This is a genomic window from Peribacillus simplex (genome assembly GCF_001542915.1).
Taxonomy (GTDB): Bacteria; Bacillota; Bacilli; order Bacillales; family DSM-1321; genus Peribacillus; species Peribacillus simplex_B.
Genome location: NZ_LNNH01000051.1, coordinates 90,443 through 107,352, shown reverse-complemented (window position 1 = coordinate 107,352; position 16,910 = coordinate 90,443). Strand labels below are relative to the sequence as shown.

Here is a 16,910-nt window from a genome sequence, read left to right as displayed (position 1 = left end):
TCGAAGAGCCCAAATCTCGTAACCTTTGGTCAAAATTTCAAAGGAATTTCAAAAGGGGTTCGGAATTTTTTAATTCCGAACCCCTTTTGTCTACAAACTGCAGCTTTCTTTTAAAAAGCTTGTTTTATATATTCCTTGGTTCTCGTCATGAACCGTTTTGTTTTGGTGGCCTTCAGTTCTATGATTGGCTGGGCCATGGTTGCGATCATCTCGCTTGATAACAGGACCGTGATCAAGAATGATAGGCAGGCAAGCATGATGAAGCTTTCCGTATTACTGAAATAGTCATGTATCGTACTCTCACGGAAGAATCGAATGAAGAATCCATGCAGCAGATAAACATATAAAGTTTGCTTGCCCCAATTGGTAAAGAAATACTGTCCCCGCGGGATGAAGGATAAGAAGCTGAACACGGAAATGAGGCTTAACCCGTAAAACCCAAGGCGTTTGAACATCGACACGATCGTTGCATCTTCCAGCTCGGCATATGGCTTGGAACCGAGCAGCCATTTATAATTGATATCGGTATTTAAATAAAAGCCGATGAATATCACTAACATGACACCAAGGGAAGCGAAACGAACTTTTGGTGTAAATAATTTCTTTAGATGGTCCTTACTTAAATGATAGCCGATTAAGAACATCGGGAAAAAAACGAAAGTCCTTGAGAGACTAAGGTAATTGGAGATATTGTCCATATAACCAATCAATAAGGCGATCATAATCGATAAACCTATCCCTATTGATGGTTTTAGCTTTGAAAATCCAAGCAGCATGATGTTCCAGCAAAATAGACTAATCAAGAACCAAAGAGACCACTGCGGATCAAGCAAGTCAACAGTGAGGGCAGACCTTTGATAAAGGAAATAATAATAAACGGCATATATTAATTGAAAGATGACGTAAGGTAAAATCAATTTTTTCGTAATTTTAGCTAAATATCCTTTTTGATAGAAGCCTTTTGCAAAGAACCCCGAAACTAGGATAAAGGCTGGCATGTGAAAGGAATAAATGGTTTTATATAAAGCGTAAATCGTTTCATTATCATGGATATACGTATTAAGCAAATGTCCAAAAACGACAAATGCCATAAGAATGAACTTGGCATTATCAAAGAAAAAATCGCGTTGTTTCATAGTTGCCTCCATTTAAGAGAATTTTAAGGTAGCTAGAAAGCATTGTTATTTTTATACCCTAATTTTGTAGTGGGGAATCATGATTTATTAAATTAATTTTATGATTTCATTCTTAATTTAAGCTTAACGCTAAATTTTATCGGATTCAACATACGATAATTTGACATGAAGGGAAATACTGGATTTTAAAATTGCGATTATTTTCGAAAAAATAGCGAGGAAATTCAAAATGGGTGTCGAATAAAGGTTGGTAAGTAAGGGTTTGATAAGGGGTGTGGATGATCATGAATATCGGTTTAAAAAATGAAACGGAATATAAACAGGAACTTGAAAAATTGAAAATGCAGATTGAAGATTTTCAAAACATTATCAACTCAATGCCGGAGCCTTATATCAGGATTGATGAAGAACTAGGGTTCACATATGTCAATGATGCCGCCTGTGCCCTGCTGGAGACCCCTGCAGGAAAGCTTTACTCCATGAAGATGACGGATTTTCTCGACGTCATCCCTTTGAATAATCAGGAAGAGTCCGCCATACGGGGAAAACCGAGAGATAGGGAGAAGCAAATGATCCAGCTCCATACAGGGGATCTTAAACAAATTGTATTCGTACCTGTCGGTGCCGTTACCGAAGGCGAGCAAATGTATCGCCTGGAAGATGTGAGTTTGGATGTGTCCGCATCCCGGGAAAAAAGCATGTCAAGGCAGATGTTTTTGGACATATTCGATACTTCCATAGAGAGCATTGTCCTGTTTGACAGTTCGGGAATAATCATGGAAGTGAACCATGCCTTCATCCATGTAATGGGGATTCCGAAAAAGGAAATCGTCGGAAAGAATATGCAGGATTTCATTTCCCCCGATTATAAGGGCTATTGGGATCAATGCATACGTAAAGTCTTTGATGTATCGAACTTCAAGGGAGAGGTAGAGATGATCATCAGGGACGAACCTTACCATTTCACCTTTTCGATAAGTCCAATGGGAGGAAATGACTTATACATGTCAGTGCTTCGGAGACTTACAGAATCCAATCTTATCGAAAAAAGGTTGGAGACGAGCGAACGGATTTTTGCCGAATTATTTGACCAGTCGATGGATGCGATCATTTTTTGGAATGATGACGGAATCATTTTTCGAGTCAATTACTCCGCTTGCAAAATATTCGAATCGACGAGGGAGGATTTGATTGGCAGTTATATCTGGAAATACGTTTACAGCAACAATCAGCATTTCGGGCAGATGATGGAAACGTTTGAAAGGGACACGCAAGTGAGGGGCGAGCTGTTTTATAAAATGCCGAATGATCAAATTAAATTACTTGAATTGACGGCAAAAAAACATGAGGGTGACGGGTACAACGTCACGATTTTCCGCAATGTCAGTGAGCGCTGGCTGATTGAAAAGGAATTGAGGGATAGTGAAAAGAAATTCAGGAAAATATTTGAGGGAACATTGGACGGCTTGATCTTGTGGAATCATGAGGGATTCAAGGATATTAACGAAGCGGGTCAGGAAATATTGGAAATATCGAAGGATAGGCTGCTTTCTTTTACGGTAAAAGAATTCATCGAGAAAGTTCCAGGAAATGCCCCTGACTTGAATGCACACATCGAGAATGTATACCAGCATGAGGTTTTCTCCTCCATCATTCCGATAAAGTTCGAGGATGGACGTGTTAAACATATTGAATTTTTAACGAGGAAAAATGTATATTCGAGTCTGAATTTAAGTATTTTTCGTGATGTGAGTAAAAGCCTGGAAATGCAAGAGCAAATCCGCAAGTCGGACACGTTGAACGTCGTCGGTGAACTGGCGGCCGGGATTGCCCATGAAATCAGGAATCCAATGACGGCTTTAAAAGGTTTTATCCAGTTGCTGGAGGATGGAGTGGAAGGGGATTTCTCCACATATTTTCATGTCATTACTTCCGAAATCAAGAGAATTGAAACCATCATCACGGAATTTCTAGTTTTGGCTAAGCCGCAGGCGCTTAAAATCATTAAACAAGATGTGCACACCATTTTAAAGGAAACACTCGAATTGCTTGCAGCTCAGGCTTTATTGGACAATATTCAATTCGATACGTCCTTCGAAGAAGTGGAGCTTCCCGTTTTATGTGAAGCGAACCAGCTAAAGCAGGTTTTCATTAACATCATAAAAAATGCTTTGGAGGTGATGCCGGATGGCGGATCTGTTCGGATTAAAACAAGTCGATGCTCAGGGAAATACGTTTGTATTTCCATTACTGATCAGGGAATGGGAATTTCATCGGAAAAACTGAAAAAGTTGGGTGAACCTTTTTATACGACGAAGGATCGGGGAACCGGGCTTGGACTGATGGTCAGCTATAAAATCATTGAAGAGCATAAAGGTTATATAGATGTCGAAAGTCAAGTGGATCAAGGGACGAGCTTTCATATATATTTGCCTTTGGAGTCTTGAAGAAGGCTTGCTGAAACCGTAAAGCATATCCTGATCAAATCCAATCCTTAAAAAAGGGGAATCGATGAATGGATTCCTTTTTTTTTTGCCTTTCGGAGTAGTGACTTGTACAGCTGGTCCATGTAGGGGATGCGTTTTTCCAAGGTTGATAGCGATAAGAATTCCCGTCATATTCTGTCTGCTTCTGGGACATGCTTTAGCGCAATTTAAGAAGTTTTGTCTTTTTTTGCGAATCTATTTACATATAAGGCATATTTTGTAATACTTCTTTATTATGATGTAACTTTAAAAGGGCAGGAGTAGTGAATGTAGTTATGAATTCTAGGGGTGCAATGGAAATTTGTTCTGAGATTCGCATGAAACGTTGGGAAATGATGGAGTTGGCAAAGGCGTATGGGATAGGCCATGAGTATACTCTTCGCCAAAGCGAGCAACTCGATAAGCTTATAAATGAATATTTGATCCTTCAACACCATTCATCGGTGGAAGTGAGGAATAAGCGAAAAGACATGGTCGTCATTGTACAGAAGCCATTTCATGATGACTTTGCATGATAAATGGAAGAAATATAAAGATAAAGGATATATCTAATTATTCATGATGAGAAGCTGAACTTCTACGGCAATCGGCTATAAACGATGAACTGTAGCGAAAAAATGGGGAAAGGCACCTTGAGGTGTCCTTTCATGCGTTGGAAAAGCCAAATCGGCAATTGGTTTTACATAGGTTGGATGACCAATGATATTGTCCAAGCGGAATATGGAAACGCTTGGATGAATAAAAAGTAACAGCTGACTCACTTAAGCGAGCCAGCCCATGCATTACAATATCTCCAATAATATGACCATGAACAAAAGGCCGATAATGAAGGAATAGGTGGAGGATCGTTCATTGCCATCTCCGTGACTTTCCGGAATCAATTCCTTATAGACAATGAAAAGCATGGCCCCGGCCGCAAAAGCCAGGCCGTACGGAACGAGGAACCCGATGTACGATGTTAAGTAAAAACCTAATAGGCCCGTAATTATTTCGATGGCGCCAGTTAAGGTGGCGATGATGAACGCCGTGAATTTACCGATTTTTTGATTGATTAAAAAAAGGGCGACAAGCAAGCCTTCGGGGGCATTTTGCAGCCCGATGGCAAAAGCGATCAAGTTACCCGTATCAGCAGTAGTCGAGGCGTAACTCACCCCGACGGAAAGCCCCTCCGGAATATTATGAAGTGTAATGGCAGTAATGATCAGCAAAGCCTTTTCATCGAACTGAATGCCGCTTTTCGTATGGCTGAGATCGATATGCGGAATATTTTTTTCCATCATCGTCAATGTCATGACCCCGAGAAAAACTCCAATGACAAGCTGAATATAGCCTCCCGTCGCAAGAGACTCAGGAATCAGGCTCAATAACGAAGCGGCCATCATGATACCAGCGGTGAATGCCAGAAGGGTGTCCCTGAACCGGTGTGTGATTGAGCCTTGAATGAAAAGAATAGGTAACGCACCGAGCCCTGTGGACATAGCAGATAGGATGCTGCCTAATAAAACTCCACTCATAAACGTCTCCTTTGTATGATACTTATCGATTCGTATTCGTAAACCATATGGTGAAACAATAATGTATTGTATTGAGCGGACGAAAAATTGGTTCCAGATAAAAGGGCATTCCGATCATCCTTTATGATCATTCTGCGGGATACCATTTTTTCAAAGTGGAATCCGTCGGCAGCAGCATGCTGATGATGCCGAGCAACGGCAGGAATCCGACAAGCTTGATCATGGATTCGATCCCGATTATATCAGCAATGGCTCCTAGTGATACGGATCCGATGGCGCCCATCCCGAAGGCCAAGCCAACAGTCAGGCCGGCCATCGTTCCCACTTTGCCAGGGACCAATTCCTGTGCATATATGACAGTGACTGAAAAGCTGCTCATGATAATGAAGCCTGCTATCAATAACAAGATGAAAGCCGCTGCTGGAGGCACGAATGGCAGAAGGGCGGTGATGGGCGTGCTGGCAGCGAAAGAAAGGAAAATCACGTTTTTGCGCCCGAATCTATCCGCGAGCGGACCGCCGAAAAACGTTCCTACAGCTCCAGCTGCCAAGAAGGCGAACAGGAATATTTGAGCGGATTTTATCGTGAATGAATGCTGTTCGATTAAGTAAAAACTATAAAAGTTGGTCATGCAGGATACATACCAGGAACGGGCAAAAATAATGAACAAAATTAAGATCAATGCTTTCGCGACTTTATGGGACCTTTCTTTATTGAAAACCTTGGCAGCTACCTTTTTCGGTTGAAAGGAAATGAGTCTTTGCGAATACCACTTGGCGATATAGAGCAATAAGATAACCGCCGTTAAGGCAACGAGGGCAAACCAGAGTGCGCCTTTTTGACCGAAAGGGACAAGCACGATCGCTGTGATGAGCGGGGCGAGTGCCTGCCCGCTATTCCCGCCCACCTGATAAATCGATTGTGCCAGGCCTCTCTTGGGGCCTCCTGCCATATAGGCGACCCTTGAGCCCTCCGGATGGAAAATGGCCGAACCGAAGCCCATCAGAATCACTGCACCTAGGATGATGGTGTAGTTCGGGGCAAGTGCTAGGATGATGACCCCGATTAGCGTGCTTGTCAAGCCAATGGGCAATGCATAGGGAATGGGCTTTTTATCCGTATAGAAGCCAACAGCAGGCTGCAGGAGCGATGAGACGATATTCAGGCAGAATGCAATCATCCCAAGCTGGGTATATGTCAGCGACATGGATTTCTCAAGGATGGGGAACATGGCCGGTACTACGGCCTGAAGAGAGTCATTCATCAAATGGCAAATGCCGATGATGATCATGATTTTCAACGTCATATCTTGTTTTTGTGATTTGGTTTTCATGGCAGTGAGACTTCCCATTTGTATATTTCCTTCTTCCTGATATAGAAATTTGACTATTCATATATATGTAAAAAGCAGAGGCCTTATTAACGGGTGCCGCTTATCCTGTCTTACTGGCAGGGACGATCATGGATGTTTGGTAACTAACGGTAAGCTGATTGTAACGGTGGTCCCGATAAGCGGTTTGCTTGCAAGCTGGATCGTTCCATTGAATGATTCAATGATTCGTTTGCACACGAACAGCCCTAATCCAGTTCCTTCTTTTTTAGATGTGTAGAAGGGGTCGAACACTTTACCGATTTCTTTTTCGTTCAAGCCTTGTCCAATGTCGATGATGTCGATTTTCGCATGGTCCTTTTCATTGTAAATTCGTATGCTCAATTTTTCACCATCCTTCATGGCCTCGAACCCGTTTTTGGCCGTGTTGAGAATGATTTGTTTAAACTGGTCCTTCGTGCATTGGACCCATATTGGCTCCTTCACGATATGCCATGTCACTTCCATATTGAAATAACGTGCTTCTGATTCTATTATTGGTCTCAATTCGGCAATGATACTGCGAACATCATAGATGGATAAGTCCCTTGCCATAGGTTTCCCTAAAATCAAAAATTCGCTGACGATGCTGTTGATCCGGTCGATCTCTTTCATGATGACAGCGTAATAAAACTGATCTTGTTCTTCAGGGTGTTTTTCAACCAGCAGCTGTATGAGACCTTTTATGCCGGTAAGGGGATTTTTTATTTCATGCGCGGTACTGGCCGCCAATGTGCCGACAAAATCTATTTTTTGCCTTTCAATCAATACCTTTTGTTTTTTTTCTTCTCTGCGAACGTTCAACTCCTCCACGGCAGTATAGATCATGTGGGTAAAAAAGAAGGTGAAAAAGACAAACATTAAAAAGACATTCATGTTATTTGTGTTAAGCGTGTCGGGCTTTTTGACGGAAAGGGTCCAATCTACTTCTGACAAAGGAACATCCACCCATTCCGAATGCCTGGAAATGGTTTCATTCATTCCTAAAACTCGAATATTATCGCTCGTTTTAAGTTTCAAGGTTTGATCAGGGATGAGTATATTCAATATTTTTTCCATATGGTCGAGCCGGATTTGTGCCAATAAAAACCCATGGGCCCTTTTCTCGTGGTCGAGAATGGGAGCGAATATGGAAAAATGGTTAATGCCTGAGTTATTCAATGCCTTGCCTTTTGCAACTACGGCTCTTTGCGTTATAATGGCACGGTTTATATCAGCTTGTTCGATTAAATAGTAATGGTAGAATTCCTTATTCGTCCCCGATAAGGAGACTCCGTCCATATTTATCCAATAAACACCTGCATATCTCGGGTCGGTATCCATGATCCATTTCATAAGGTGCTCAGTTCTATTATCATCCATATAAAGGACGGAACTGCTTAGGCTTAGCAGTTCAAGCTTTTTTTTCGTTTCACCGATAACTTGGTCTATATAATCTCGATAGACAGAACCGGCCCATTCAGCTTGCTCCTGTCTTTCCTTTTGGATGGACTTGTCTAAATGACGCCAATATATGAAGGACAGAATGATTAATGGTAAAATAACAATGAGAAGATAGGTCGTGAATTTATGTCTTGTTTTCATGTTCGTCACTACTTTAACTTTTTTTTTCAAGTATAACAAACTGTTTGATTAAACAATACATTCCCGAGTCGTAAATTGACAAAGAAGTCATAGTGTCATATAATAACTTTTAATTCAAGATATTTTAATTAAAAATACTTTAAGGTTGTGAATTTATGGAGAATAATAACATCCAACAGTCGTTGAAACTGTTCATTGTGATGTCTAGAGCTCATCGCTCCATTAATGATGTGGTAAATAAATATATAGCAGAAGAGGGTTTGAATCCAACTGAATTTGCGGTACTGGAATTACTTTATCACAAAGGTGATCAGCCTCTCCAGCAAATAGGCGGAAAAATCCTCTTGGCCAGCGGCAGCATCACGTATGTCGTGGATAAACTTGAGCAGAAGGAATATCTTCAGCGCATAGCCTGTAAGGAAGATCGCCGTGTAACCTTTGCCAAAATAACGGATAAAGGAAAAGAATTTATTGAAGGGGTCTTTCCCGAGCATGAAAAGAGAATCGATGATATCATGAGCGTACTTACCCAAGACGAAAAAGCTACAGTGATCGAGCTGCTCAAAAAGATAGGTTATTCCGCTCAAAAATAGCTTGTGAACCAGCGCCCCTTTATTGAATGGGTGCTGTTTTTTTTTGTGTGATGGAATGATTAGGAGCAACAACCGAAAACCTTTTTTGGCAGGGTTTGAAGGTTTTTAATATCGTTGCGGAGAATGTAGTTATATGACGGAACCTACATATAGGGCTTTGGGGAAAGAGGTAATATAGGTTAGGGAGAAAAAGCTGGCGAAATGGGAAAAGGAGCGTGTACATATGAAATTTAACGAGTATGAATATAACCGGCCAAAACTGGATGAGATTAAGGCCCGGTTCATGGAATCCTTGGAAAAGATGACGGACGCAAAAGATGTGTCTGCCCAAATGGAGGCTATTGAAGAAATAAATGAAATCCGAAACCATGTAGGTACGATGTTTAACTTGGTCCTTATTCGACATTCCATCGATACGAATGATGAATTCTATAAAGCGGAGAATGATTATTTGGATGACTTCTCCCCTGAAATGGAAGAGTTGACTTCGAAATTTTACAATGAACTTGTCCACTCTGCATATCGCCAGGAGCTTGAGGCCAGATGGGGCAGCCAATTGTTTGATTTGGCGGACGCCCAACTGAAAACCTTTTCACCTGAAATCATTCCGCAGCTTCAAAAGGAGAATAAACTATCCAGCCAATATTCGCAATTGATTGCATCCGCAAAAATTGACTTCGATGGCAAGGAGCTGACTCTAGCTCAGCTGCAGCCTTTTATGGAGTCCGAGGATCGTGAATCAAGAAAAAATGCAAGCGAGGCATATTATGGTTTCTTCGAAGAAAATCAGGAAAAATTGGATCGTATATTCGATGAACTTGTCAAGGTGAGGCATGAAATTGCGCTTGCGCTCGGTTATCGAAATTTCGTCGAACTTGGATATTATCGAATGACAAGGACTGATTATGATGCCAAAATGGCTGCTGCATTCCGCAAGCAGGTAAAAGAGGAAGTGGTCCCGCTTGTTACCAGGTTGAAGGACCGGCAGCGTGAACGTCTTGGCTTGGATACCCTGAATTACTATGACGAGGATTTTCATTTCAGGACAGGAAATCCAGTTCCTAAAGGTGATGCGGAGTGGATCATCGCAAATGGGAAACAGATGTATCAGGAGCTTTCGCCTGAAACGGGTGAGTTCTTCCATTTTATGATCGACAATGACCTGTTGGATCTAGTGGCTAAGAAAGGTAAAGAAAGCGGAGGTTACTGCACTTTTATCGAAGATTATAAGGCTCCGTTCATCTTTTCCAATTTCAACGGGACTTCAGGAGATATTGATGTTTTAACACATGAGGCAGGTCATGCATTCCAAGTGTTTCGCAGCCGTAACCTCGATATTCCTGAGTATTACTGGCCTACCTATGAGGCGTGTGAAATCCATTCCATGAGCATGGAATTTCTTACGTGGCCATGGATGGAGCTGTTTTTCAAGGAAGATACGGAAAAGTATAAGTTTTCCCATTTGAGCGGGGCACTTATATTCCTTCCGTACGGGGTGGCTGTTGATGAATTTCAGCATTTCGTTTATGAAAACCCTGAAGCTTCCCCACATGAAAGAAAGCAAGCCTGGCGTAAGATCGAGCGGGAGTATTTGCCGCATCGTGATTATGAAGGAAATGCATTCTTGGAGAATGGCGGGTTTTGGCAGCGGCAAAGCCATATCTATCAGTCACCATTTTATTATATCGATTATACACTGGCCCAAATATGTGCTTTTCAATTCTGGAAGAGATCCGTTGAAAAAGATGAAACGGCATGGCAGGATTATTTACAGCTGTGCCAACTTGGTGGCAGCCAATCTTTCCTTGGTCTCGTCGAATCCGCGAATTTGAAATCTCCCTTTGTCGACGGAACTGTCCAGTCTGTCGTGAAGGTGATAGACGAATGGCTCTCCACGGTTGATGATAAGGCACTATAATGGATGATAAGCATTACATGTCACGGTATAGTACCTGATGACAACGCTTGAGGATTTTTCCTTAAGCGTTTTTTTATGCAGTTCCGGATTTCGCATGGATGGCGCACTTGCTTTTTAACGTTCAAAAGCTAGCCTGGCGTAAGGAATATCACTTGGCTTGTCTTAAATGTATCTTCCTTACATATAGATGTAGGGAGGAGGGGAGCGTATGCTTTCAAGGTGGACGGGGGTTTTTCAGATTGCAGCCGTTTATGTAGGCACAGTGGTAGGTGCTGGATTTGCGACTGGAAAAGAAATCGTCGAGTTTTTTACCCGTTATGGGTTTTATGGCTTTATCGGGATCTTAATAGCAGGTTATATTTTCATATTTAGCGGTACGAAAATCATGCTCATTGCTGCAAGAATCAACGCAGCATCCTACGAGGAGTTCAATCAATTCCTTTTCGGGAAAAAAATAGCCGGAATCATCAATATCTTTTTCCTCTTCATGTTATTGGGCGTGACAGCTGTCATGATCTCCGGATCAGGAGCGGTGTTTGAAGAACAACTGGGCGTTCCGAAAAGTATAGGAAGCTGGTCGACGATCATCCTGGCATCGTTGGTATTGATGATGGGGATGCGTGGGGTTTTCACGGTCAACTCCTTTGTCGTGCCGATCATGATTTGTTTTAGTATCATCCTTTTTTGCTCGACATTAGGGAACGGGGATTTCCTTAGGAATCTTACGAAGGTGCCGGATGAAGTGATCACCTTGAAAATGATAGTATCCCCATTTGCCTATACGGCCTTCAATCTTGCATTGGCACAAGCTGTGCTTGTTCCCGTTGCCTATGAAGTCCGCGATGAGAAGGTCATCAAACATGGTGCAATTCTTGGAGGCATTTTTCTGACCATCATTTTATTGACGGGGCATTTTTCGCTCATGACGCTACCTGACGTTAATCGTTTTGAAATTCCTTCAGCGGTAATCATGAGGACTGCTGCATCCCAATTGTATTGGATGTTCATTTTGGTGATTTACGGGGAAATATTCACCTCGGTGATTGGAAATATATATGGATTACAGAGGCAAATAAGCCGGTATATTAAATTGCCAAGCATATTGATCATTGCATTGATTTTCTTAATAGCGTTAGGGATAGGCGAATTTGGATATGGAAGGTTATTAGGCTATATTTATCCGGTTTTTGGATACATCAGCCTGCTTTTTTTAATGTTGGTATGGAAAAGCAAGGCAGGAAAGGAGTAAGGAGAAACGGGGCATTTCCTTAGCCTCCTTCCCAAGATAGGAGGGTCAATCTTTCGAAAGCGTCTGGGCCATTTCCAGGAAAGCATCCCGGTAATCCTTATCTTTTTGCGTGAACATGGTCAAGCGGAGGGGTTCATTTTCATTTTTGATCAATACGGATGTTATGACTTCATCCCCATTCTTCACTTCAAATCCAGTTCCGTTCCCCACATCAAGCCCTGGATCCGAAATCGTTCCTGAAAGACTTTTCAGTTGGAGTTTAGTGTTTTCTTCCGCTTCATCCCAATCGGTGTCCCTTGCCAGCAACTCGATCCGCATGAATATCGAGTCATCTTCATTCAAGACGAGAACATCTTTTCCAGGTTCTTCGGCACTTAACTTGAACTGCTGCAGAACATAGAGGCTAAATGGTTGGTTGTTACTTTTTTTTAGGAACGCCGTTTTTTCTATGGTCCTGCCATTACTCTTATATTGCAAATTCTTTTCCATCAGTCTTACTTTGTTGTTTTTTTCAGGACTGCCATTTTCTTGATGAGCTGAATGATTTTCATTATCTTCTTTATCGACATGTTCTTTGGGCGCATCTTGGCTATCGTCTTTGGCCGCTCCACAGCCAGTTAAAAGTAAGCCCGTCAATATGGCACAGCCTATGTGAATTTTCCGATTGATCATGTTTTGGATCTCACCCTTCTGTTTGGAGTTCATGCAAGATAGTTGTGGAAGATGAATTTTCCCATATAAGAATAGACGGTCTTGGCAGAGAAAAGTTACAAAGCTGTAAAATGAAAGCGGAATGGTCAGTTTAGTGACCATTCCGCTAGGCTATGATGAAGTTATCCGATAATTTTATAATTTTTATGATTGACGACGGTTTTTTGTTCAAGTTCCAAATCACGATAATTTTCCATATACGTGACGTCCACGATTACGGAGTTCTCGTTCACTTTCTCGACGATTCCTTTTAAGCCTTCTCTAAATTCAATGATATTTCCAACTTCCGCTTTCTTCATGGTAATCATCCTTTCCCATTTCGTTTCCAATGATTAAAAAGTAATTATGGAGTAATTGGATTATTCGAACATCTTGCCGTTTAGATTTTGACGTGGGGGAGTGCAAGTAAAAGCATTGGACATCTCTTCTGTCGGTACAGTATGCTAAATTGTTAAGGATGGAGCCTTTCTTGTCATGAAGCGAGTGTAATGATAACGCTTTATTTGGTAGATCTTGCATATGGATGTGTTCTGACCAGTATGTATTCCTATGTACAAAAAATGCCAAACATTTTACATTATGATATTTTACTATACAGTTTGCACTATTTTAAAGCATACGTAAAGAATAATGTAGCAAGTATGCCCAAAAAATTCTGATTTAAATAAAGTGCCAAGCTTATGATAAAATGGAAACGGAATTTCTCCTGTCAAATGGATGGAAGCTTATTTAGAAAAAAAGGGGATCATATGATGAATGCAGACGAAGCAAATGAAGTACTGAGTAAACTGGCAAATCGTGAAATCGATGAATTCAGGATCTCAAAGGAAGATTTTTTAGGGTTTCGTGAGGTACTTGTGAACAGGGAAGACTTTAAGCATTTCCGAGGAAATGCACAACATGACGGTGTAATCATCTATACGTATTTAGAAGAAGCGAGAAGCTGATATAAGGAAGAGGGGAGGGTGGCTCATTATTTGAGCCACCCTTCCATCATTTACAATCAACTTGCAATTGCCTTCTCAATTTGACTAAAGCCGACTTTCTCCATGATTTGACGGCTGATGGGGATACCTGGTATATATAGGCGATTTCGGTTACTGTTTTATTTTGCAAGTAGGTTTGCAAAAGCCATCTTTGCTGATTTAAGGTCAACCCTTCGGTGTAGGTTAATAGATTTTCATTCTTGAAGGCCTCTTCGTGTATGGAAAGGGGATCTATGATTTCAAGGTTGACGGCATCATATGGTTTGTTGTTGGTTTCATATTTATGATGGTTCTTCAATTCATTCATGATGCGGCCTTTGATGACAGTATAGGCGTAGTTATGGAATTGTCCTTGGTCCGCATTGAAATTCCGATAAGACTCCCAGAGGGCGATCAACCCTACTTGGAAATACTCTTCCTTATTTTTATAAATGGAAAGAGATCGGATAATGTGATGGATCATCGGGGTGAATTTCGTTGTAATTTTCGAAAAATCCGTCATAAAGCACAACTGCCTCTGGAAAGTGCACTTTCATGTATTCCCGGGTGCTTTTACCATATCTGATTGGAAATGCTTTAGCGAAAAGGCATTTCGAGAAAAATGACAGGCCTAAAGGGAGGCTGCCATCCAACAAATAATAAAATTAATGCCATGATACTGTCCATTTTCAAGATAAGGGAAAAATGGGCTTGATTCCAGGTTGGATAGGCTCTCTTCATGATTGAAGGCAGCGTCCCCATTCTGTTTCATGTTTTAAGTAGTGTAGGTATATAATGCTGAATAAACCAGGAATCGGTGGAGAGAAGCTGAATCGAAATGCTTCATTCCTGTATATTTCATTATGTATCCCCTTTACATACTTCTACAGCACGTGCAGAGTTTCCCAAAATCGGCTCTTCGACGGTATGTCATTACCGCTGCGATTTACGGAATCCCGCTTCTTGTGCGTCTTGTTCGGTACAAAACATTTCCTCCGCTTTGGTTATATCGTAATATTGGCCGGAAGGAAGGTGATAGATTTTATTGCCTTTAGAATTTATATTCCCTTTAATTTTGGGATTGCTGCAAGCTAATGTCCCAGTGGATTCCCCCTTTGAGGCTTCATCAGTCTTCGAATCATCAAATCCTTTTGAAGTGGCATAGTCTTCAAGTGACCAAATGCCAATTCTCTCTTTTTGGGCTTGTTTCTGAATAGACTCCAATTCATCCAGATATTTAGTATTCGGTGCGTATACATAGGCGACTCTTGCCAATCCTTTTTCAAGCAGGAGCTCATTCACCATTTTTCCATTCACATAAAAATAGGCGAGCAGCCGACCATATTTATCTCTTTCACCAATACCGGTTTCCACTTCCACGGTAGATCCTGCAGGCATTAATTCCTTGGTGAACTTGCTTGCTTCCGGCCCAAACGGCTGTACCGGCTTGGAAGGGTGAACGGTTTCCGGTGTATCGATCAACAAAAGCCTGACCGTTTCTTCATTTCCATTCTCCAGTTTGATTTTTACAGTATCACCGTCAACCACCCTGACGATTTTGGCTGTGAAGGTTTCTCCCTTTTCTTCATGGACAGGCGAATCTGTACTGGATTGGACGTCTCCGTTGGACTTCGAGGTTTCTTGTGTCGATCCATTTCCCAGGCTATCTACTGTTCCCTGGCAGCCAGTCAAGATGAACAGGCAGAATGCACTCATGAGAATTGCGTGCAAATAAGTTTGTATAAAGGAATTTCCGTTCATGATCGTCCTCCGTTTCAAAGATGTTTTGTCAGTCAGTCATGGATCTAATCGGCAGAAATAATACTAACCTATAAAAAAGGGAAAGAAAACGAAAAAAGTTTAAATTTGAGTTTCCTTGCTACCCCAAACGCCGGTAGTTTCTTATAATGGATAAGAGGGGCAGGGGAGGAAGACTTAAATCATGACGTTTAGGCTCGAAAAAATCAGGTATAAAGGGATTCTGCATATCGATCATTTGAAAATATCAGCTGGGATGGTTACCTGCTTGACTGGAGAAAGCGGAGCGGGAAAGACGTCTTTACTCCGGTTATTGAACAGGATGGATGATCCGGATAGCGGTTCGATCTTCTATCAAGAGCAGCCGCTCGATCGTTTCAATCCGATCGAGTTAAGGCGTAAAGTCACGATGCTGTCTCAAACGTCATTCACGTTACCGGGAACGATTGGGGAAAACCTTCAGGCGGGCCTGGAAATGACGGAACGGGAAAAGAAGGATGAGGCCGTATTGTTGAAAGCGCTTGAAACGGTCCAACTGCATAAGTCCTTATCAGATGGGGCAGGGAATCTTTCTGGAGGTGAGAAGCAAAGGCTTTCACTTGCGAGAGTGCTTTTGTTGAAACCAGAAGTGTATTTATTGGATGAACCGACAGCAGCTCTTGATGAGGAGACAGAGCTGAAGGTCATGAGCCGGTTTTTAGAGGAAGTGAAACGGGATAAGGGAACGGTCATCATGATTACCCATTCTAAACAACTTGCCGAAATATGCGCCCAAAACACAATCACGTTGAAAAAGGCGAAGGAAGGTGAGTATTAATGGAGGGAAATGGAATAATAGATATTGAGTTCTGGCGTCTTAGTGCAGCGTATATCTTCGTTATCGTCCTGCTCATCATCGTGAAATGGAGGGGGATTTCAAGGGAGAAGCAAATCATTCTCGCTACGGTGCGGATGACGGCCCAACTCATCCTTGCCGGGTATGTTTTGACGTATATCTTTGAAAATCCCCAGCCATTGCTCTCCTTGGCATTTTTATGCGTGATGGCTCTGTTCTCCATCCATAATATTTTTAAGCAAGTTCCATTCACGCCCAATAAGAAAATCAAAAGGATGGTTATCCTAAGTATGCTGACAGGACCGATGGCAGCCTTGTTTTATTTTAACTTGGTCGTGATTCATTTCACCCCCTGGTACGAGCCAAGGTATTTCATTCCAATCGCCGGAATGATTGTCGGGAATGCGATGACTGGTGTGACATTAGCGCTTAAAACCCTTCATGGAGGGATTACCGATAATCGTGACAAAGTAGAAGCGATGCTCATGCTTGGGGCGACTCCTGCGAGGGCTGTAAAAAGTCATGTGGATGCAGCATTCGACTCGGCGGTGCTCCCGACATTGAACAATATGCTGGGGATGGGGATCATTTTCCTTCCCGGTATGATGACAGGGCAGATCATGTCGGGGATAAGCCCGCTTATTGCTATTGAATACCAGATTGCCATCCTTATCGGGATTCTCGGGAGTGTCTCATTGACGGTTGTCCTTTTCATCATGCTGAGTTTTAGAGCCTTTTTTACCAAAAATGCGCAGCTTTGCATTTAATCATTGAAAAATTCTAATAAGTAAT

The 16,910-nt window shown here is 41.9% G+C and carries 16 protein-coding genes; 8 read left to right on the top strand and 8 right to left on the bottom strand.

The genetic code is table 11. The features are described from left to right. Positions 1–110: 110 nt before the first annotated feature. Positions 111–1,136, bottom strand: coding sequence for an acyltransferase family protein (locus tag AS888_RS21640; RefSeq protein ID WP_061144155.1), 1,026 nt, complete (start codon positions 1,134–1,136; stop codon positions 111–113). Positions 1,137–1,420: 284 nt separating this feature from the next. Between AS888_RS21640 and AS888_RS21635 the strand changes: the two genes are divergently transcribed. Then, entirely contained in the window at positions 1,421–3,583 is a 2,163-nt protein-coding gene (locus tag AS888_RS21635) for a PAS domain S-box protein (protein WP_185113150.1), read from the top strand. Between the two features lie 356 nt (positions 3,584–3,939). Continuing rightward, entirely contained in the window at positions 3,940–4,137 is a 198-nt protein-coding gene (locus tag AS888_RS21630; RefSeq protein ID WP_221408621.1) for an aspartyl-phosphate phosphatase Spo0E family protein, read from the top strand. Between the two features lie 267 nt (positions 4,138–4,404). Here the strand turns inward: AS888_RS21630 and AS888_RS21625 are convergent, their stop codons facing one another. The 3 genes from AS888_RS21625 to AS888_RS21615 all read right to left on the bottom strand — a co-directional run bounded on the left by AS888_RS21625 (position 4,405) and on the right by AS888_RS21615 (position 8,089). Beyond that, on the bottom strand, positions 4,405–5,136 hold the full coding sequence (locus AS888_RS21625; RefSeq protein ID WP_061144152.1) for a ZIP family metal transporter: 732 nt from the start codon (positions 5,134–5,136) through the stop codon (positions 4,405–4,407). A gap of 127 nt (positions 5,137–5,263) precedes the next feature. Next, entirely contained in the window at positions 5,264–6,469 is a 1,206-nt protein-coding gene (locus AS888_RS21620; RefSeq protein WP_260320329.1) for an MFS transporter, read from the bottom strand. Positions 6,470–6,595: 126 nt separating this feature from the next. After that, on the bottom strand, positions 6,596–8,089 hold the full coding sequence (locus AS888_RS21615; protein ID WP_061144150.1) for an ATP-binding protein: 1,494 nt from the start codon (positions 8,087–8,089) through the stop codon (positions 6,596–6,598). A 155-nt stretch (positions 8,090–8,244) separates the two neighbouring features. On the opposite strand from AS888_RS21615, the gene AS888_RS21610 reads away from it, so the two are divergent. The 3 genes from AS888_RS21610 to AS888_RS21600 all read left to right on the top strand — a co-directional run bounded on the left by AS888_RS21610 (position 8,245) and on the right by AS888_RS21600 (position 11,849). Further along, the gene (locus AS888_RS21610) at positions 8,245–8,682 is read left to right on the top strand and encodes a MarR family winged helix-turn-helix transcriptional regulator (RefSeq protein ID WP_061144149.1); all 438 of its coding nucleotides are present in this window, start codon (positions 8,245–8,247) and stop codon (positions 8,680–8,682) included. Positions 8,683–8,905: 223 nt separating this feature from the next. Continuing rightward, complete coding sequence (locus AS888_RS21605) at positions 8,906–10,600, top strand: M3 family oligoendopeptidase (protein WP_061144148.1); 1,695 nt, start codon at positions 8,906–8,908, stop codon at positions 10,598–10,600. 208 nt (positions 10,601–10,808) lie between these two features. Beyond that, positions 10,809–11,849, top strand: a complete 1,041-nt coding sequence (locus tag AS888_RS21600; protein WP_061144147.1) for a YkvI family membrane protein — start codon at positions 10,809–10,811, stop codon at positions 11,847–11,849. Between the two features lie 45 nt (positions 11,850–11,894). On the opposite strand, the gene AS888_RS21595 is transcribed toward AS888_RS21600, so the two are convergent. After that, the gene (locus AS888_RS21595; RefSeq protein ID WP_061144146.1) at positions 11,895–12,521 is read right to left on the bottom strand and encodes a hypothetical protein; all 627 of its coding nucleotides are present in this window, start codon (positions 12,519–12,521) and stop codon (positions 11,895–11,897) included. A 161-nt stretch (positions 12,522–12,682) separates the two neighbouring features. After that, on the bottom strand, positions 12,683–12,859 hold the full coding sequence (locus AS888_RS25335; protein WP_064505160.1) for a YkvS family protein: 177 nt from the start codon (positions 12,857–12,859) through the stop codon (positions 12,683–12,685). A 453-nt stretch (positions 12,860–13,312) separates the two neighbouring features. Here AS888_RS25335 and AS888_RS21590 point away from each other — a divergent pair, with 453 nt between their 5' ends. After that, on the top strand, positions 13,313–13,507 hold the full coding sequence (locus tag AS888_RS21590; protein ID WP_061144145.1) for a hypothetical protein: 195 nt from the start codon (positions 13,313–13,315) through the stop codon (positions 13,505–13,507). Between the two features lie 46 nt (positions 13,508–13,553). Here AS888_RS21590 and AS888_RS21585 read toward each other — a convergent pair whose 3' ends face one another. Further along, positions 13,554–14,048, bottom strand: coding sequence for a sigma-70 family RNA polymerase sigma factor (locus tag AS888_RS21585; protein WP_061144144.1), 495 nt, complete (start codon positions 14,046–14,048; stop codon positions 13,554–13,556). 410 nt (positions 14,049–14,458) lie between these two features. Next, positions 14,459–15,286 carry a thermonuclease family protein gene (locus AS888_RS21580; RefSeq protein WP_061144143.1) on the bottom strand — a complete coding sequence of 276 codons (828 nt, stop codon included), beginning with the start codon at positions 15,284–15,286 and terminating at the stop codon, positions 14,459–14,461. A 181-nt stretch (positions 15,287–15,467) separates the two neighbouring features. Between AS888_RS21580 and AS888_RS21575 the strand changes: the two genes are divergently transcribed. Both AS888_RS21575 and AS888_RS21570 read left to right on the top strand, forming a co-directional pair. Further along, a complete protein-coding gene (locus AS888_RS21575; RefSeq protein ID WP_061144142.1) occupies positions 15,468–16,100 on the top strand; it encodes an ABC transporter ATP-binding protein in 633 nt (210 codons plus the stop codon). Beyond that, complete coding sequence (locus AS888_RS21570; protein ID WP_061144141.1) at positions 16,100–16,885, top strand: ABC transporter permease; 786 nt, start codon at positions 16,100–16,102, stop codon at positions 16,883–16,885. The genes AS888_RS21575 and AS888_RS21570 overlap by 1 nt, the downstream gene beginning before the upstream one ends. Positions 16,886–16,910 lie beyond the last annotated feature (25 nt).